We start from the raw sequence: 18,929 nt of genomic DNA, 5'->3' as shown, positions 1-18,929 counted from the left end.
TACTTTTTTAATGCTTACAACATGTCATTTTATAGAAAGATAAATTGATTACTGTAAATCCCTTAGCTATTTCTAAACTGAAAATGATGAGTGGCGTTATTTTTTCAGTTCGATGTTTTATTTAATTGCTGCATGCGTGATCAAAATATTAACAGCTCAAATTGATTTGAAAAAAATACCCAAGACTTTGGTCTAAAGTATTGTAATTTTGAACATAAGGCACCATATATTAGTAGAGAAATGGATCGGTGTATTTCGCCAATTTATAGATGGTATGCGTCAAAAAAATCAATTGATTGTTGAGAACATGATACGATTTGACACAAATCTTTATATGAAAAAAGAGCATAATATTAACAGTGCTCTTGCAGGCACGATCTTGGTATTGTGCTTAATTTTTATGTAAAAAGTCATTTTCGAAAAGCTAAATCATGGGTTAGTTTTTCCAAGATGATTTGCAAAAATTGCTCGGTGTTGCCGAGTATAACTTGAGTGATGATGCCAAAGAGGGCGTTATGATTCATTCACTACATTGGGTTAAATCTGGTGTGGTAATAACGTCCCTGTTGGTCTGAGAACCAATTGGGTGTATAGCGCCATTTTACAATTTTGGTGTTATCAATCATGGGTGCGCTTAAAAGGCAACCCGTTATGTTTTTGCAATAGGAAATGGGTCCACAAATGCAAGAAGTTGCTGACGCATTGCGTCTTGACACTGAACTTTCCGCTGATAGTGCAGCGTATATTGAAGAGCTCTACGAACAGTACCTATCCTCCCCAACCTCAGTCGACGAGGATTGGCGCCAATATTTCGATAAATTCCCTAAAGGCGACCAACCACACGGTTCAGTGCGTGAACAGTTCCTTTTGCTTGGTCGTAATTCTAGTCGTGTTCAACCTGTTGTTCAAAGTAGCGTGAGTACTGAGCATGAACGTCGTCAAATTGGTGTATTACAACTGATTGCTGCGTATCGTAACCGCGGTCATCAAAAAGCTAAACTCGATCCACTTGGTCTTGCAAAACGCGAAGACGTACCTGACCTTGATCTTGCTGCACATGGTTTGACGAAATCAGATCTGGATACTGTATTTAATACAGGTAATCTGGCCATTGGTAAAACTGAAGCGACTCTGGGTGAAATGGTTGAAGCCATGGAATCTGCTTATTGTGGTTCAATTGGTGCAGAATATATGCACATTGTTGATACCAAGGAAAAGCGCTGGATTCAACAACGCCTTGAAGGTGCGCGTGGTCACTTCAATTTTAACAAAGATCAGAAAAAGGGCTTTTTAGAACGTTTAACGGCTGCTGAAGGTCTGGAAAAATATCTGGGCAATAAATATGTAGGTGCGAAGCGTTTTGGTCTTGAAGGCGGTGAGTCTTTCATTCCAATGATGAACGAAATTATTCAACGTGCAGGTTCTGTGGGTTGTAAAGAAGTTGTCATTGGTATGCCACACCGTGGACGTCTGAATTTACTTGTGAATATTTTGGGTAAAAACCCAGCGGAACTTTTTGGTGAGTTTGAAGGTAAAGCACTTCATAAAAAAGGTTCAGGTGATGTGAAATATCACCAAGGTTTTTCATCGAATGTGATGACACCGGGCGGTGAAGTACATCTGGCTTTGGCATTTAACCCATCGCATCTTGAAATTGTTGGACCTGTGGTCGAAGGCTCAGTTCGTGCGCGTCAAGTACGCCGCAAAGATATTGGTGGCGACGATGTTTTACCAATCATTGTGCACGGTGATGCTGCATTTGCAGGTCAGGGTGTCAATCAGGAAACATTCCAGATGTCACAAACCCGTGGTTACACGGTAGGTGGTACAGTTCATATCATCATTAACAACCAAGTGGGTTTTACCACATCTGATCCACGTGATGCGCGCTCTACTGAATACTGTACTGACGTCGCAAAAATGGTGCAGTCTCCAATTTTTCATGTCAATGGTGATGATCCTGAAGCAGTTGCCTTCATTGCACAATTGGCACATGACTTCCGTCATACTTTCCGCAAAGATGTTGTGATTGATTTATTCTGTTACCGTCGTCGTGGTCACAACGAAGCAGATGAACCTTCTGCTACGCAGCCATTGATGTATCAGGTCATCAGCAAAAAACCAACCACCCGTACTTTATATGCTGATCAATTGGTTCAGGAAAAAATTCTTGACCGTTCTGATGCAGACAACATGGTTGAAGGTTATCGTTCTGACTTGGAAGCTGGTAATCATGTGGCCAATGCCTTGGTGCTTGAACCTAACACGAAAATGTTTGTGGACTGGAAGCCTTATCTGGGTCATGACTATACGGATGTTTGGGATACGACATACGACCTTAATCGCTTGAAAGAGTTAGGCGAAGGCATGCGTAAATTGCCTGAAGGCTTTGTTATGCAGCGTCAAGTATCTAAAGTAATTGACGATCGTTTAAAAATGCAGACAGGCGAAATGCCACTGAACTGGGGTGCGGCAGAAACTTTAGCTTATGCGACTCTCATTGACGAAGGTTACTTGGTTCGTATTACTGGTGAAGACGTTGGTCGTGGTACATTCTCGCATCGTCATGCCAAACTACATAATCAGGCCGATGGTTCAACCTATATCCCGTTATGTAACGTCAAAGAAAATCAATCACGTTTTGCAATTTATGACTCTCTTCTTTCTGAAGAAGCGGTGCTTGCATTTGAATATGGTTATGCCACTACAATTCCTCATGGTTTGATCATTTGGGAAGCGCAATTCGGTGACTTTGCCAACTGTGCGCAAGTCGTGATTGATCAGTTTATCGCTTCTGGTGAAACCAAGTGGGAACGTGTCTGTGGTTTAACCATGTTACTTCCACATGGCTATGAAGGTCAGGGTCCAGAGCACTCATCTGCACGTTTAGAACGTTTCTTACAGTTGTGTGCTGAAGAAAATATGCAGGTATTGACGCCAACTACACCAGCGCAAATTTTCCATGCATTACGTCGTCAAGCGGTTCGTCCAATTCGTAAACCGATGATTGTGATGTCACCAAAATCGTTACTACGTCATAAGCTGGCAACATCAACTTTAGATGAGCTGGCAACTGGTACTTTCCAGACCGTCATTGATGAAGTAGATCAAATCAATCAATCAGATGTCACTCGTTTAGTGATCTGTGGCGGTAAGGTTTATTACGATTTGATCGAAAAACGTCGTGAACTTGAATTGAACAACATTGCAATTGTTCGTGTTGAACAGTTGTATCCTTACCCAGAAGCACGTTTGGCTGAAGTGATTGCTGGATATCCAAATGTGAAAGAACTTGTTTGGTGTCAGGAAGAGCCGAAAAACCAAGGGGCATGGTTATTCCTTGCACCGCGTTTATATGACGACGTATTGAAATCTGGTAAACAAATTCGTATTAGCTACGCAGGCCGTGAAGCATCTGCTGCACCGGCATGTGGTTCTGCTTATTTGCATGCAAAACAACAGGCTCAGCTCATTAATGATGCACTTGCACTTCAAGCTGACCAATCAGGAGAGACTAAATAATGGCAACCGAAATCAAAGCACCGGTATTCCCAGAGTCAGTTGCGGACGGGACAATTGCGACATGGCATAAAAAAGTAGGGGAAGCGGTATCACGTGATGAGGTCATCTGTGATATTGAAACTGACAAAGTTGTTTTGGAAGTTGTTGCACCTGCTGATGGTCAAATTACAGCAATTGTTAAAGATGAAGGCGACACCGTTCTTTCTGATGAAGTGATCGCTCAGTTTCAAGAAGGTGCTGTATCTGGTGCATCTCCAACTCAAGCTGTTCAAAGCGAAGAGAAAGTAGAACAAGCTGCTGCGAAAACTGAAGCAGGTGCTGCACCTGTCGTTGAGCGTTCTCAACCTGTTGCAGATCAAGCTCCAGCAGTACGTAAAGCATTAACAGAATCAGGTGTAAACCCTGCGGATGTACAAGGTACAGGTCGTGGTGGTCGTATCACTAAGGAAGATGTCAGCAATCATCAAAGCAAACCTGCTGTTCAACCGTTAAGTGTTGCAGTTGGTGAGCGTATTGAGAAACGTGTTCCAATGACTCGTCTGCGTAAGCGTGTTGCTGAACGTTTACTTGCAGCAACCCAAGAAACAGCCATGTTAACGACGTTTAACGAAGTGAACATGAAGCCGATCATGGAAATGCGTAAGCAATATAAAGATGCATTTGAAAAACGTCATGGTGCACGCCTTGGCTTTATGTCTTTCTTCGTAAAAGCTGCTACTGAAGCACTTAAGCGTTATCCTGCGGTAAATGCATCAATTGATGGCGATGATATTGTTTATCATGGTTACTATGATGTTGGTGTTGCTGTGTCTTCTGATCGTGGTCTGGTGGTTCCTGTACTGCGTGATACGGATCGTATGAACTATGCTGAAGTTGAAAACGGTATCGGTGCATATGCTGCTAAAGCACGTGACGGTAAGCTTTCAATTGAAGAAATGACGGGTGGTACTTTTACCATTACTAATGGTGGTACATTCGGTTCGTTACTTTCTACGCCAATTATCAATCCGCCACAAACTGCAATTTTGGGTATGCATAAAATCCAAGAGCGTCCAATGGCAGTCAATGGTCAAGTTGAAATTTTGCCAATGATGTATCTTGCATTGTCTTATGACCACCGCTTAATCGATGGTAAAGAAGCAGTTGGTTTCTTGGTGACCATCAAAGAATTGTTGGAAGAACCAGCAAAACTTATTCTTGACCTTTAATTTCTTGCGAATCATAAAACTCAGATAGAGCGATCCTCTATCTGAGACTTGGAGATAACAATGTCTCAACAGTTTGATCTTGTTGTAATCGGTGGTGGCCCGGGTGGCTATGAAGCAGCGATTCGTGCTGCGCAACTTGGTTTTAAAGTTGCTTGTATTGAAAAACGTATTCACAAAGGCAAGCCTTCTTTAGGCGGTACCTGTCTAAACGTGGGTTGTATCCCGTCTAAAGCATTGCTAGATTCTTCACATCACTACGAAGATACTCTTCATCATTTAGATGATCACGGTATTACGACTGGTGAAGTAAATATCGACATCGCAAAAATGCTTGCGCGTAAAGACAAAGTCGTTGACCAATTAACTGGTGGTGTAGCGCAATTACTTAAAGGTAATGGCATCGAGTGGCTACAAGGTTCTGGTAAATTACTTGCGGGTAAAAAAGTAGAATTCACTCCGTTTGAAGGTGAAGCTCAAGTTTTAGAACCAAAGTATGTGATCCTTGCATCTGGTTCGGTGCCTGTGAATATTCCAGTGGCTCCTGTCGATGAAGATTTAATTGTTGACTCAACGGGCGCGCTTGAATTTGCCGAAGTTCCTAAGCGTTTAGGCGTGATTGGCGCAGGTGTTATCGGTCTTGAGCTTGGTTCAGTATGGCGTCGTTTAGGTTCTGAAGTCGTTGTATTTGAGGCGCTTGATAGCTTCTTGCCAATGGCTGACAAAGCATTGTCTAAAGAATTTCAAAAAATTCTGACTAAACAAGGCTTAGAGATTCGTATCGGTGCCAAAGTTTCTGGTACTGAAGTGAACGGTCGCGAAGTGACGGTTAAATATAATCAGGCTGGCGAAGACAAAGAACAAGCTTTTGACAAGTTAATCGTATGTGTTGGTCGTAAGCCGTATGCAGAAGGTTTATTGGCAGAAGATTCTGGCATTAAATTGACAGATCGTGGTTTTGTTGAAGTGAATGACCAATGCTTGACCTCTGTAGAAGGTGTTTATGCGATTGGTGATTTGGTTCGCGGTCCAATGCTTGCACATAAAGCAATGGAAGAAGGCGTAATGGCTGTGGAACGTATTCACGGGCATGCAGCACAAGTCAACTATGACACCATTATTAGTGTGATCTATACACATCCTGAAGCAGCATGGGTAGGTTTAACTGAAGAAGCCGCGAAAGAAAAAGGTCATGAAGTTAAAACAGGTCAATTCCCATTTGCAGTCAATGGTCGTGCTTTAGCAGCAGGCGAGTCAGCAGGTTTTGTTAAATTTGTTGCTGATGCGAAAACTGATCGCTTATTAGGCATGCATGTGATTGGTCCAAATGCTTCTGACATTGTTCATCAAGGGATGATTGCACTTGAGTTTGTATCTTCAGTTGAAGATTTACAGTTGATGACTTTTGGTCATCCAACGTATTCAGAAGTGGTACATGAAGCAGCACTTGCTGTCGATGGTCGTGCCATTCATGCGATTCAACGTAAACGTAAGTAATTTTTAAAAAAAGAGCGGTTAACCCGCTCTTTCTCTTTATTCATCGCTTTTAGTGCGGTGAAACAAGAGAAAAATAACATAACTCGTCAATATTACTGTGAAGGATGTTTAATTGTTGATGAGTTATTACTAAGGGCAGAAGTAAAATAGGTAACTAAATGAACTTACATGAGTATCAAGCCAAAGCGTTGTTGAAAAAATACGGAGTACCAGTCCAAGAAGGGATTCTTGCAACGAACGCTGCGGAAGCAGTCGCTGCATTTGAACAGCTAGGCGGTAAATTTGCCGTAATTAAGGCGCAAGTGCATGCTGGTGGTCGTGGTAAAGCAGGCGGTGTAAAAGTCGTTAAATCAAAAGAAGAAGCTGCTGAAGTTGCAAATGAATTAATTGGCAAAAATCTTGTCACTTATCAAACCGATGCAAATGGTCAGCCAGTCAACAGTGTTTTGGTTTGTGAAGATGTTTATCCTGTAGAACGTGAGTTGTATTTAGGTGCGGTTGTTGACCGTTCGACTCGTCGTGTCACTTTCATGTCTTCAACTGAAGGTGGTATCGAAATTGAGAAAGTTGCTGAAGAAACTCCAGAAAAAATTATTAAAACAACAGTTGATCCTCTTGTAGGACTACAACCTTTCCAAGCGCGTGAAGTTGCATTTGGTTTAGGTTTGAAAGACAAACAAGTCAGTCAGTTTGTCAAACTAATGACAGGTGCTTATCAGGCATTTGTAGACAATGATTTTGCATTATTTGAAATTAACCCACTTTCAGTACGTGAAAATGGTGAGATTTTGGCGGTTGATGCCAAAATTGGGATTGACTCAAACGCATTGTACCGTTTGCCTGAAATCGCAGCATCTCGTGATAAATCACAAGAAAATGAGCGTGAACTCAAGGCATCAGAATTTGAACTGAACTATGTTGCGCTAGAAGGCAACATCGGCTGTATGGTCAATGGTGCTGGTCTTGCAATGGCGACTATGGACATCATCAAATTATATGGTGGTCAACCTGCAAACTTCCTTGACGTAGGCGGCGGTGCAACCAAAGAACGCGTGATTGAAGCATTTAAATTGATTTTGGCAGATACTTCTGTACAAGGTGTTTTAATCAACATCTTCGGTGGTATTGTTCGTTGTGACATGATTGCTGAAGCAATTATTGCAGCGGTTCAAGAGGTGAATGTCACAGTTCCAGTCGTTGTTCGTTTAGAAGGTAACAATGCTGAACTGGGTGCAAAAATCCTTGATGAATCAGGTTTGAAATTAACTTCTGCTAATGGTTTATCTGATGCGGCAGAAAAAATCGTTGCTGCGGTAAAAGGTTAAGGGAGTATCAATCATGAGCGTATTAATTAATAAAGACACTAAAGTATTGGTACAAGGCTTTACGGGTAAAAATGGTACTTTTCACTCAGCACAAGCACTTGAGTACGGTACAAAAGTAGTGGGTGGTGTAACGCCGGGTAAAGGTGGCACGACTCATCTTGATTTACCTGTGTTCAATACCATGAAAGACGCAGTACGTGAAACAGGTGCAGATGCTTCTGTCATTTATGTACCCGCACCTTTCGTTTTGGATTCAATTGTTGAAGCCGTAGATTCTGGCGTAGGTTTAATTGTTGTGATCACCGAAGGTGTTCCAACCATCGATATGCTGAAAGCTAAACGCTACCTTGAAACTAATGGTAATGGAACACGTTTAGTGGGTCCAAACTGTCCAGGTGTGATTACACCAGGTGAATGTAAAATCGGGATTATGCCAGGCCATATCCACCAACCAGGTCGTATCGGAATTATTTCGCGTTCAGGTACATTGACTTATGAAGCTGTTGCTCAAACCACGAAGCTTGGCTTAGGTCAGTCTACTTGTATCGGTATTGGTGGTGACCCAATTCCGGGTATGAACCAAATCGATGCACTTAAACTGTTCCAAGATGATCCAGACACAGATGCTATCATCATGATCGGTGAGATTGGTGGTACAGCAGAAGAAGAAGCTGCTGAATATATCCAGTCGAATGTGACTAAGCCTGTTGTAGGTTACATTGCAGGTGTAACAGCACCTAAAGGTAAACGTATGGGTCACGCAGGTGCGATTATTTCTGGCGGTAAAGGGACTGCGGAAGAGAAATTTGCAGCATTTGAAAAAGCTGGAATGGCGTATACGCGCAGCCCAGCAGAGCTTGGTTCAACCATGCTACAAGTATTGAAAGAGAAAGGTTTAGTTTAATCTATTCACTAAATCCTTATTCTATAATGACCTCACTCCTGTAAAGTAGTGGGGTCTTTTTTACTATTCGACCTGCATTTCAAAATAATAAAACTTAAATATAAAACAGACAAAAGTCATATACTTTGAAATCAACCTTAATTTGTGATTAAATTAATGTAACAATAAAAAATTGTGATTTATTTCACATCTATTATCCTTGCATAACTAATTTAGAAGGGTGGGAGTATGTTGCCGATTACAAAAAGAATGAATATCTGTTCTATTTCAATGATGGGTTTGTGTTCAGTATCTCTAGTGACCCATGCTGTCAGTCCAAAAGATCAGCAAAGAGAAGCCGTGATTGCAGAAATTAAACAGGGTAAGGTCGAAACGGGCATTGCTAAACTTGATGAGTTGAGAAAACATAATCCTGCTGATCAGAAGCTTCTTGCAGATGAAATTATTGTTTTGTATCAGAATCGACGTTTTGGTTTAGAACAATTAAGTTTACTTAAAAATCTTAATCAACAATCTTATCCTCAATATGGTCAGTTAGTTCTCGTCAAAGCTTTGCGTGATTTAAAGCAGCTTGCACTTGCAGAACAATATGCCAATCAATTTCAAAAGCTTAATCCGTCAACAGATATGCAATTGTTATTGGGAGTAATTCAGGCAGAATCTAAAAAACGAGTGCAGGCTGTAAATACTTTAAAAGTTATTGATATTAATGCACTCAGTTTAGAACAATTGGCTCAGCTTTCATATGCTTATCGTTTATTAGATATGCCCGTTGAGGCACTAAATGCTGCCAATTTATCGATTCATTCAAGTGCTATAAAGCCTAGTTCCAATGTACAGGAACAATATATTTATGCGCTGATGATGAACAGTGATTTTCGAACAGCCGAGAAATATATTCAGCAGCAAGGTCTTGAGCAAACAATCCCTGATATTCGTTATATTGTTAAAACTCGGGAATTTTCACAAAAAATTAAAAACGCAATTCAATACTATAAAGTTAAAAACTATCAGGGGGAGGTGACAGAGTCCTATCAAATACTGGATCAGGTACTTGCTCAAATGCAAGAATTTGAAACAGATTTACCCCAAGAACCTACGTTACGACGTTTATTTTACTATGACTATATTTATGCACTCAATTTTCGAGATCGACATAAAGATGCTATTCAAACACTTAACAAACTGGATCAATCTTTTGAACAGATGCCACCTTATGTTCGTCAGGCTGCTGCCGATTCATTTCTAAAAATTAGACAGCCTGCACAGGCAGAGTATTTATATAAAAGTCTATTAAAAGAAAAGAATTATCCTGATTATAGTGTTTATGCAGGTTTATATTATGCCTTGATTGAGCAGGAAAAATTTGATGAAGCCAATAAGCTAATACAGGATATGGATCATCTATTGCCTACATTTCGTTATAGTGCAGCCAAAGGTGTCGATAAAACTACACATGAAGATCGTGCCGAGTATTTGGCATTGGTTGGTTTAAATTATGCTTATCGCAATGAACATGCTAAAGCAGAACAATATTTTGAGAATTTAATTGCTAAAGCACCAAACAATATTGGATATCAAAATAATTTAGCGACTATACAGCGATGGCGTGAAAAACCACTCACTTCAGCATCAAATTTATCTCAATTGAATGGTCTTGAACCTGTTTCGACCAGTACTTTGATCAATCAAATGCAAAATAATCAGGTATTAAACCGTACTCAAGTATGGCGTGAGCAGAATAAGTTTCTTCAGTCGATTTTGACAGAAGATACAGGTGTACGTCTTAGCAAAAAGGAACTGGAAGATCGTAATCATGCTTCAATTCAGCATCAAACTATGTTCTCTAAAAGTCGTGCTGATCAACCTGAAGTCTTACAGAGTTTGTCTGGTTCATCTGAGAGAGAACACTATACTCGTCTGAATACACCTTGGTTTGCCGATGATTATCGTGCCTACATTGATCTCATACAACGCAAAGCAGAGTTTAAAGGAGAAGATTTAACTGATGAGCGCTATGAGGTGGGGCTGGAATGGGCGAATAACAGACGCTGGGCAAGTCTACAGCTAAGCCAGCGTTCTCATTCTAATGCTCTAGGTATTCAATTGAATTGGTCACAATGGTTGAATGATCATTGGCAATATGCACTAGGATTTGACAGTCAGGCAAACATCCCACTACAGGCACTTAAACAGGGGGATGACGGAAAAGCCTATAAACTACAATTATTATGGCAAGCCAATGAATCCAGAAAAGCAGGTATGGCGTACCAGTTGACAGATATTGATGATGGTAATAGTCGTCATGAGATTGTGGGTTATTTCACTCAGCAAATTTATCAGGCTCCACACCATATTACTCGTATCACCCTAAGAAACGAATACGATAAAAATTCAAATATACAGACGAATTATTTTAATCCTCGTTACAGCAATAGTGCAGAAGTCATTTTGAGCCATGATTGGATGACTTGGAGGAATTATGAGCGCCATTTTAGTCAGCATTTTGAAGTGGGGACAGGTGCGTTCTCTCAGGCAGATTATACAACTAAGTCTTTATTTAATGTTTTATATCGACATGACTGGCAGCTTTCTCGAACTTGGTCGATGAACTATGGCATTGGTTGGTCTAATCATCCTTATGATGAAAAAGATGAACATAGAACTTATGCTCAATTTGGTTTTGAAGGACGATTCTAATGTTAAATAAATTAAAATTGATGATCATAATCAGTGTCTTTCTAGCTCCTATTACAATAGTTAATGCGCAAGATAGAACTGAAGATGCTAATTTAAATACCCATGGACAATTTGTAAGCCTTACTTTTCATGATGTAAGAGATGATGTTGCTATAAACGGGGATCGAGATGCTTATGCCATTAGTAGTAAAAATTTAGCTCAATTTCTTTCTTGGTTAAAACAATCCGACTGGAATGTCATTCGGCTTGAAGACGTTTGGCAGGCACGTTACAACAAAAAACCATTACCGAATAAAGCATTGTTACTAAGCTTTGATGATGGCGCACTCAGCAGTTATAACCGTGTTTATCCACTACTTAAGCAATACCAGATTCCTGCTGTATTTGCCATTGTCACAAGCTGGATTAATGGTAACTCTGCCGATGCCTATGAGGCTTATGGTCAGGGTAATTTGATGAATTGGTCTCAAATGCGTGAGATGCAGCATTCGGGTTTAGCTGAGTTTGTTTCCCATTCGGATAATCTGCACAAGGGCGTATTGGCGAATCCACAAAAAAATATGCAACCTGCGGCCATTACTCGTCAATATTTTCCTGTACAAGCGGATTATGAAGATGATCAGAGTTATCACAAGCGTGTATTGAATGACTTAAAAAAATCAAAAGCAGTTTTAGATCATGAACTAGGTATTCAGACCAAAGCTATCTTCTGGCCTTATGGTGCTGTCACCAAAGAAACTGAGCTGCTTGCAACGCAGGCAGGTTTACCTTTTTCTTTTAGTTTGGGAGATGTTTCAGCACATGATAGTTCAATAAAGACCTATCAACGTGCCATCGTGATGGGAAATCCTGTTCCTGAGGAATTACATGCTCAAATGCTTAAGTTTTTGAATGATATTAAACAACCTTCTAAAAATAGAAAAAGTGTTCTATCCATTGATCCTGCTGAATTATTGAATAACAAACCATCATTGACTGATGACAAGCTTGGACAAATGCTAGATCAGGTAGGTAGTTTGAAGACTAATGTCATTAGTCTTAAGGTGGTGAAAGATCAAAATGGTGATGGAAAAGCAGATACTGCATATTTCCCGACTAAGGTTTTACCACATTATCAAGATATTCTGAATCGTATTATCTGGCAGTCTAGAACTAGAATTGCACAGCAAATTTATATTGAATTACCGCTTGATCTACAACTCGAACAGCAGAATGCTTTGGTCGGTTTGACAGAAGATCTATTTAAAAATAATAGTTCGCTGGAAGGCTTGACTTTAGATGCACAACATCATTTGGACTGCGCATTGCAAAATCAACAATGGAGTCAGCAATGTCAACAAAATATTCATCAGGTCTTTAAAATTAAAGAACAGATCAAAAATAAAGCCAATAATCTCGTCAATATCAGTACCAATCTACGAACGATATTAAAAGTAAAACCTAAAACTGCCCAATTTGATGGCTTAAAACCTTTACTTGAACAAGGCTTGATGTATAGCGACTTAATTAATATTGAAATCGATCCCTTAAAAAATCCTAATAGCTTTAAGGCATTTGAAAAATCCAGTCAACAACTTAGCTCTGTGCAAAAGCAACAATTAATCGTGAGTTTTGATCTTTCAGCAAAACAGCCACAGGACTGGAAAATATACAAACATGCGTATCAGCAGCTTAAAACACTGGGTATACAAAAAATCGGTGTGTCGAATTATCATTTAGATCAGGGGCAGGCCATCCATGAAAATTTATATCGTGAGTTAAGCCTTAATGATTCCGCTCTGAATTATAAAAATCCGTATATGATTCATTCTCAGATGGAGCAAAAATAATGTTTGAACTTAATCAGCTCCATATCAGTGATATTGTTTTCGGTTTTGCTTTTTTATATCCACTCTTCATGGCTTGGACATGGATAGCCGGTGGTTTATGGTTTTATTTTAAACGTGAATATAAACAGCCTGACCATCCTGAGCCTAGTCAAGAAGGATGCAGTATTATTATTCCTTGTTTTAATGAAGAAAAGCAGGTTCGCCAAACCATTCGATATGCATTACAAAGTCAATATCCCACATTTGAGGTCATTGCGGTTAATGATGGAAGTTCTGATCGCACTGGTCAAATTTTAAATGAACTCGAAAAAAAGCATACTCAATTAAGGATAGTGCACTTGGCTGAAAATCAAGGTAAAGCTTATGCCCTGAGATCTGGTGTAATGGTTAGTCAGTACGAATTTCTAGTATGTATTGATGGAGATGCTTTGTTACATCCTTATACTGTATTGTGGATGATGCATCATTTGACTAACTTTCCAAGAGTTGGTGCAGTAACCGGTAACCCAAGGATTATTAATCGTTCAAGCGTACTCGGAAAAATTCAGGTAGGGGAGTTTTCTTCAATCATTGGACTTATTAAACGTGCGCAACGGACTTATGGGCGTTTATTTACTGTATCAGGAGCCATTGCTGGTTTTCGTAAAGTTGCGTTGAATCGCATTGGTTATTGGCGTGATGACATGATTACTGAAGATATTGATGTGTCATGGCGTTTGCAGTTTGATCACTGGGATTTACATTATGTTCCTCAGGCACTGTGTTATATCTATATGCCTGAAACCTTTAAAGGGCTATGGAAACAACGCTTGCGTTGGGCACAAGGCGGTATAGAGGTCATTTTTGCGTATATCCCCAAAATGTTTAAATGGCGACTTCGTCGTATGTGGCCAATTGCTTTTGAAGCCTTAATTAGCGTGTTTTGGGCTTATGCAATGTTTTCGATTTTTGTTCTATATATTTATGGTCTTTTTTTTAGTTTACCGGGCGAGTGGGCTGTCCAATCGTTATGGCCACAGTGGTATGGTGTGATTTTAGGTTTAACTTGCTTAATCCAGTTCTTAGTAAGCTTATTAATTGATCGCCAATATGATCAAAGACATTTTCGTAATTATTTCTGGGTCATCTGGTATCCACTTTTTTTCTGGGTATTGGCGATGTTAGCGACAGTGGTTGCTTTACCTAAAACACTTGTAAAACGACAAAAACGTGCTCGATGGGTTAGTCCCGATCGTGGTTTTATAGCGGATAAAGAATATGAAAAATAAGCAACTCGAAACCAATAGTTCTCCTAATCCTAGATTAGATATTCCGCAATATATTGATCAACCTGAATACGTCAAAAATAAATTGGCTGGTTTTTCCTTGCAAATCTTAGGTTGGACAATATGGATGTGGTTAATTATGCCGCTTATCACTCTTTTTTTATGGTGGACTGAAGGGCGTAATGTATATCAGCAATTGTTTTTGTCATGGGGAAATAATGGGCGATATAGTTTATATACATTGGCTATATGTATAGGTATTTTCATTTTAATGCTTTTAGTCTGGGCATCTTATAATTGGATTCGCTTTTATAAAATCGAGCGAAGAGAACTATCAGCACCTGTTACAATTAACGAGATTGCGCAAAGTTTTAAGCTTAGTTCTAATGATATTATGCTGTTGCAGCATAATAAAAATTTAACTTTATATTTTGATGATCATGGTAACCTGATCAAATATGACGTGACCAGACATGAACTTTAATATTCATCAACCAGTTGCTTTCTTATGATTCAGTCAACTAGCAACTGATCAAATTGATGGATTCATGCTGATGTACGATACACTTAAGTGATGAACGATATCAAACTCACTGTCCAAAAATAGCAATAGTAGATATTAATTCACAACTTATAGCTATTATTTTCAGTAAAACCAATAAATTATGATAAAAATGCGATTCTTGAAATCGCATTTTTTGTTGGTATTGATAAATTTCACAGCTATTTATGAGGTGGGGACTTTAAACCCTGCGTTAATCCATTAATATCGCCACCTTGTAAGCCTAATTCATTCATCAAGCTATCAATAAGAGGGGCTTGAGAGCGATATCGCAGCGCACTATTAACCACTTGATCCGATAAAGAGGCTTGCGCATTTTCTTGTCCTTCGCTTGCACTTGCGTTAGCTGCAAAACTATTCAAACCGTTCACTTGTAAAATCTTGATGTCATCAATATTTTCCATTGGCTTAACACTTTCACGAATAATTTCAGGCAAATATTTCATTAAGGCTAGGCGAATTTGCATCTCGACTTGTTCGGTTGATAAAACATTGGATGCTTCATTGACTGCGCGAGTACCTTCGGCATCGACCTGATATTGTTTTTCTTGCGCTTGAGCAAGCAGCATTTTGGCATCAGATTCCCCTTTGGCTTTTAGGCGTAATTTTTCTGCTTCGGCCTCGGCTGCAATACGAACGGCTTCTGCATCATCTACAGCGGCTTGTTTGGATGCTTCTGCTGCAACGGTAATCGCAATTGCATCTTTTTCAGCCGCCTGTTTTGCGGCCACTAACTCGACTGCTTTTTCACGTTCAGCACGTTGGGTTTCACGTACGGTTAAGACTTCTTCCTCCGCTTTTACAGCGGCAGCACGTGCTTGATCTGCCAATGCTTTGGCTTCAGATTCAGCACGGGATTTTTCCGCAATCGCAATGGCACGATCTTGTTCAGCTAGCTCAATGGTTTTCTTTTGTTCAACCTGAGCTTTTTGAATGAGTTGAGCTTTTAAAATATTTTCATTTTCGACATCACGTGCAGAAGCAATCCGTTTAATTTCTACTTCACGTTCTGCTGCAATACGTGCTTCTTCAGCTTCGCGTTTTTTTGCTGCTTCTTGAGAAGCAATTTCTGCAAGCTGTTCGGCTCGACGAATCGAAATTTCACGTTCTTGTTGCAATTTTGCATATTCTTCTTCGCGTAAAATTTGTAGGCGCGCTTGTTCAGTTTCAAGGTTTTTGGCTTTGATCGCCAAATCTGCATCCTGTTCAATATCATTACGCTTTTTACGACGGTCTTCGATGGTTTCAGTCAGTTTGGTAAAACCTTCGGCATCAAACGCATTTTGTGGATTGAAAAATTTAAAGCTGGTCTGGTCAAGTCCAGTTAAAGATACTGTTTCAAGTTCTAAACCATTTTTAAATAAATCTTCAGAGACAACTTGTTGAACTTTTTGCACAAAATCAACACGTTTTTCATGTAATTCTTCCATTGCCATTTCAGCGGCAACAGCACGTAAGGAATCTACAAATTTACCCTCTACCAAATCTTTAAGTTCCTGAGGCGACATGGTTTTTTTACCCAATGTTTGAGCAGCAGTAGCGATCGATTCCGCCGTAGGTTTAACTCGAACATAAAACTCAGCCATCACATCGACACGCATACGATCACGGGTAATTAGAGCTTGATCGGCAGCGCGTTTAACCTCTAGTCGCAAGGTATTCATATTGACAGGAATAATTTCATGTAAAACAGGAAGTACAATTGCACCTCCGTTTAAAATGACTTTTTCACCCCCAAAACCTGTTCGCACAAAAGAAACTTCTTTGCTTGAACGTCTATATAATCGTGCGATAATAATGCCCACGATGACAAGGGCAATAAGAATAATGCCAGCAATAATGGCAATCTCAAAAAAAGCAGAACTGAACATTTTTTGTCTCTTAAGTATTGGTATGTTGCGAAATGGCCTGAAAACCAAGCGTTGTTTTACGGGTTAAAATAACAATTTGTCCCTGCTGAAAAACCTCATCGTCTTCTGGTTCAACCAGTACATAATGTGTTTGTCCAAATTGGTCTTTGACTTTGGCTTGAGCGGGTGAACTAACTTTGGCGATTCCTAGAATAATTTCTGCCTGTTGTCCAATTAAATCTTCAATATAAATAGCTGTAGTTTCATCTTTGGGAAGAATTCTGCTAATAATGGCTGAGAACCAACGTACCAAAGGCATTGATAAGAAAAGCACTGCAGCAGCTATTAGCCAGGCTGAAAAATATTGTTCAGTAAAATGATAGAAAATTCCCTGTAAAATCAGTCCAGTTAATCCATAGATAGTTAAGAAAATAATTAACCAAACCAATAATGGAATTTTCCCAAGATATAACCAATCTAAGAATTGCCAAAGTATGCCATGATTGGCATCTAAATCGACTTCAGTTTGATAATCATTCAATTGATCTGGAAGAAACTGATCCAGTAGTTGAGAAGAACTACCTATAATTAATAAAAATAGTTCAAGAATTCCAATAAATAGACATAAAATCAGACTAATGCTAAATATGTAATTTACAGGATGAGTAAATAATTCCCATAACATAAAAAATTGCTCTTGATCTTATTTAGTGATAACAACTCAATTATTTTTATTACTTGATATTGGTGAAGTAATTGAGAAAAAATATCATTTAAAATAGCAAAAGTCTATTGTAAGTACCTAAAAATGATGGTATTTAAGATTTATTGCTTTAAAAGTAAATTAAAAAAGTCCTCGAAAACGAGTATTCACCGCGTTTACCATGCTTAATTTGGATAAAAAATTCAAGCAAAAAAAAGCGCAATGATTGGGGTGATCATTACGCAGAACAACGAATCTGTATACACAGTTCGGTTAAGGAGAAATGTCATGAAATTGGGGAAATTCATAACTTTCATGACTCATCATAGTTTTATCATTGAACAGATTCATTGGTATTCACGTTAAGTAGTGTTAAATCACGTTAATAACACGATTATTTTATGATCTTATAATTATTTAAATCATTGCTGATACATATTAACTATTTAAAAAATAAAGGTTCTTTAAATAAAGAACCTTTAAATACATTAAGCAAATCTATTTAATCAAAACTTAGAATCTAAATAATCCTAAGCCATCTTTTACCTCATCCAGAGTATGCTGAGTGATTATTCGACATTTTTCAGTACCATCACGCAAGACATCCATAATATAATCAGGATCTTTCGCTAACTCTTCGCGACGTTCACGAATTGGGCTGATTAAGTCTTTTAAAACACCTTCAAGACGTTTTTTAACCGTACCATCACCTAAACCACCACGGCGATAATGTGCTTTTAATTCTTCAACTTCTTCAGAATTTGGATCAAAAGCATCTAAATAAGTAAATACGATATTGCCTTCAACCTGACCTGGATCTTCAATGCGCAAATGATTTGGATCGGTATACATTGCATTAACTGCTTTTTTGATATCTTTATCCGTAGCATTGAGCACAATGGTATTGCCAAGTGATTTGGACATTTTGGCTTTACCATCAAAGCCTGGTAAACGTGCCATATTTGAAAGTAGAGCTTTACACTCTGGCAATAAATCCTGACCGATTTGACGATTGATACGACGCACAATTTCATTGGTCTGTTCAATCATCGGAATCTGATCTTCACCAACGGGAACAACGGTTGCCTTAAATGCAGTAATGTCAGCAGCTTGTGCAACTGGATAACATAAAAAACCAGCAGGGATATCGCGTTCAAAACCACGCATTTGAATTTCTGATTTAATGGTTGGATTGCGTTCCAAACGTGCCACTGTTACAAAGTTCAAATAAAGCATGGTCAGTTCATTCAGTGCAGGCAAACAAGACTGAACACAAATGGTGGTTTTCGCTGGGTCAATTCCTACAGCCAAATAGTCCAGCGCAACCTCAAGAATATTACGGCGTACTTTATCTGGATTATCTGCATTGTCTGTTAATGCTTGAGCATCTGCCAATAAGAGATGTTGATGATGGCTGTCCTGCAAACCTACGCGTGAGCGCAATGAACCTACAAAATGGCCTAAGTGAAGCTGTCCCGTAGGACGGTCGCCAGTCAAAATAATTGGACGATGATCAAGATTACTCATTCTCTATTCCAAAGTAGTACGAATCTACATATCATTAAAC

At 39.2% G+C, this 18,929-nt stretch carries 12 protein-coding genes; 9 read left to right on the top strand and 3 right to left on the bottom strand.

What is annotated here, in order from left to right:
• Positions 1-681: 681 nt before the first annotated feature.
• The 9 genes from E0D95_RS01415 (at position 682) to pgaD (ending at position 14,731) form a co-directional block, all read left to right on the top strand.
• Positions 682-3,522, top strand: coding sequence for a 2-oxoglutarate dehydrogenase E1 component (locus E0D95_RS01415; protein WP_213073689.1), 2,841 nt, complete (start codon positions 682-684; stop codon positions 3,520-3,522).
• Positions 3,522-4,730 carry a 2-oxoglutarate dehydrogenase complex dihydrolipoyllysine-residue succinyltransferase gene (gene odhB / locus E0D95_RS01410; protein ID WP_130802201.1) on the top strand — a complete coding sequence of 403 codons (1,209 nt, stop codon included), beginning with the start codon at positions 3,522-3,524 and terminating at the stop codon, positions 4,728-4,730. Before E0D95_RS01415 ends, odhB begins: the two co-directional genes overlap by 1 nt.
• A 60-nt stretch (positions 4,731-4,790) precedes the next feature.
• Positions 4,791-6,224 (top strand): dihydrolipoyl dehydrogenase, encoded by a 1,434-nt coding sequence (lpdA, locus tag E0D95_RS01405; protein ID WP_130802200.1) that lies wholly within the window; start codon positions 4,791-4,793, stop codon positions 6,222-6,224.
• 158 nt (positions 6,225-6,382) lie between these two features.
• Entirely contained in the window at positions 6,383-7,549 is a 1,167-nt protein-coding gene (gene sucC, locus E0D95_RS01400; RefSeq protein WP_130802199.1) for an ADP-forming succinate--CoA ligase subunit beta, read from the top strand.
• Positions 7,550-7,562: 13 nt separating this feature from the next.
• Positions 7,563-8,453 carry a succinate--CoA ligase subunit alpha gene (sucD, locus tag E0D95_RS01395; RefSeq protein WP_130802198.1) on the top strand — a complete coding sequence of 297 codons (891 nt, stop codon included), beginning with the start codon at positions 7,563-7,565 and terminating at the stop codon, positions 8,451-8,453.
• Positions 8,454-8,681: 228 nt separating this feature from the next.
• The gene (pgaA, locus tag E0D95_RS01390; protein WP_228258818.1) at positions 8,682-11,153 is read left to right on the top strand and encodes a poly-beta-1,6 N-acetyl-D-glucosamine export porin PgaA; all 2,472 of its coding nucleotides are present in this window, start codon (positions 8,682-8,684) and stop codon (positions 11,151-11,153) included.
• A complete protein-coding gene (gene pgaB / locus E0D95_RS01385) occupies positions 11,153-12,982 on the top strand; it encodes a poly-beta-1,6-N-acetyl-D-glucosamine N-deacetylase PgaB (RefSeq protein WP_130802197.1) in 1,830 nt (609 codons plus the stop codon). The genes pgaA and pgaB overlap by 1 nt, the downstream gene beginning before the upstream one ends.
• Positions 12,982-14,250, top strand: a complete 1,269-nt coding sequence (gene pgaC, locus E0D95_RS01380; RefSeq protein ID WP_130802196.1) for a poly-beta-1,6-N-acetyl-D-glucosamine synthase — start codon at positions 12,982-12,984, stop codon at positions 14,248-14,250. Before pgaB ends, pgaC begins: the two co-directional genes overlap by 1 nt.
• Entirely contained in the window at positions 14,240-14,731 is a 492-nt protein-coding gene (gene pgaD, locus E0D95_RS01375; protein ID WP_130802195.1) for a poly-beta-1,6-N-acetyl-D-glucosamine biosynthesis protein PgaD, read from the top strand. Before pgaC ends, pgaD begins: the two co-directional genes overlap by 11 nt.
• A gap of 239 nt (positions 14,732-14,970) precedes the next feature.
• Here the strand turns inward: pgaD and E0D95_RS01370 are convergent, their stop codons facing one another.
• The 3 genes from E0D95_RS01370 to trpS form a co-directional block, all read right to left on the bottom strand.
• Positions 14,971-16,680, bottom strand: coding sequence for a flotillin family protein (locus E0D95_RS01370; protein ID WP_130802194.1), 1,710 nt, complete (start codon positions 16,678-16,680; stop codon positions 14,971-14,973).
• 10 nt (positions 16,681-16,690) lie between these two features.
• Positions 16,691-17,344, bottom strand: coding sequence for a YqiJ family protein (locus E0D95_RS01365; RefSeq protein ID WP_130802193.1), 654 nt, complete (start codon positions 17,342-17,344; stop codon positions 16,691-16,693).
• 531 nt (positions 17,345-17,875) lie between these two features.
• Complete coding sequence (trpS, locus tag E0D95_RS01360; RefSeq protein ID WP_130802192.1) at positions 17,876-18,889, bottom strand: tryptophan--tRNA ligase; 1,014 nt, start codon at positions 18,887-18,889, stop codon at positions 17,876-17,878.
• Positions 18,890-18,929 lie beyond the last annotated feature (40 nt).

It is taken from the genome of Acinetobacter ihumii, from assembly GCF_900625095.1.
Taxonomy (GTDB): domain Bacteria; phylum Pseudomonadota; class Gammaproteobacteria; order Pseudomonadales; family Moraxellaceae; genus Acinetobacter; species Acinetobacter ihumii.
Note: the sequence above shows the minus strand (reverse complement) of the source record. Positions and strands in the feature narration are given on the sequence as shown.

What these genes read in the sequence shown, in the direction of transcription:
- E0D95_RS01415 (WP_213073689.1), top strand. Translation starts at nt 682, where the DNA reads ATGCAAGAAGTTGCTGACGCATTGCGTCTTGACACTGAACTTTCCGCT.
- odhB (WP_130802201.1), top strand. Translation starts at nt 3,522, where the DNA reads ATGGCAACCGAAATCAAAGCACCGGTATTCCCAGAGTCAGTTGCGGAC.
- lpdA (WP_130802200.1), top strand. Translation starts at nt 4,791, where the DNA reads ATGTCTCAACAGTTTGATCTTGTTGTAATCGGTGGTGGCCCGGGTGGC.
- sucC (WP_130802199.1), top strand. Translation starts at nt 6,383, where the DNA reads ATGAACTTACATGAGTATCAAGCCAAAGCGTTGTTGAAAAAATACGGA.
- sucD (WP_130802198.1), top strand. Translation starts at nt 7,563, where the DNA reads ATGAGCGTATTAATTAATAAAGACACTAAAGTATTGGTACAAGGCTTT.
- pgaA (WP_228258818.1), top strand. Translation starts at nt 8,682, where the DNA reads ATGTTGCCGATTACAAAAAGAATGAATATCTGTTCTATTTCAATGATG.
- pgaB (WP_130802197.1), top strand. Translation starts at nt 11,153, where the DNA reads ATGTTAAATAAATTAAAATTGATGATCATAATCAGTGTCTTTCTAGCT.
- pgaC (WP_130802196.1), top strand. Translation starts at nt 12,982, where the DNA reads ATGTTTGAACTTAATCAGCTCCATATCAGTGATATTGTTTTCGGTTTT.
- pgaD (WP_130802195.1), top strand. Translation starts at nt 14,240, where the DNA reads ATGAAAAATAAGCAACTCGAAACCAATAGTTCTCCTAATCCTAGATTA.
- E0D95_RS01370 (WP_130802194.1), bottom strand. Translation starts at nt 16,680, where the DNA reads ATGTTCAGTTCTGCTTTTTTTGAGATTGCCATTATTGCTGGCATTATT.
- E0D95_RS01365 (WP_130802193.1), bottom strand. Translation starts at nt 17,344, where the DNA reads ATGTTATGGGAATTATTTACTCATCCTGTAAATTACATATTTAGCATT.
- trpS (WP_130802192.1), bottom strand. Translation starts at nt 18,889, where the DNA reads ATGAGTAATCTTGATCATCGTCCAATTATTTTGACTGGCGACCGTCCT.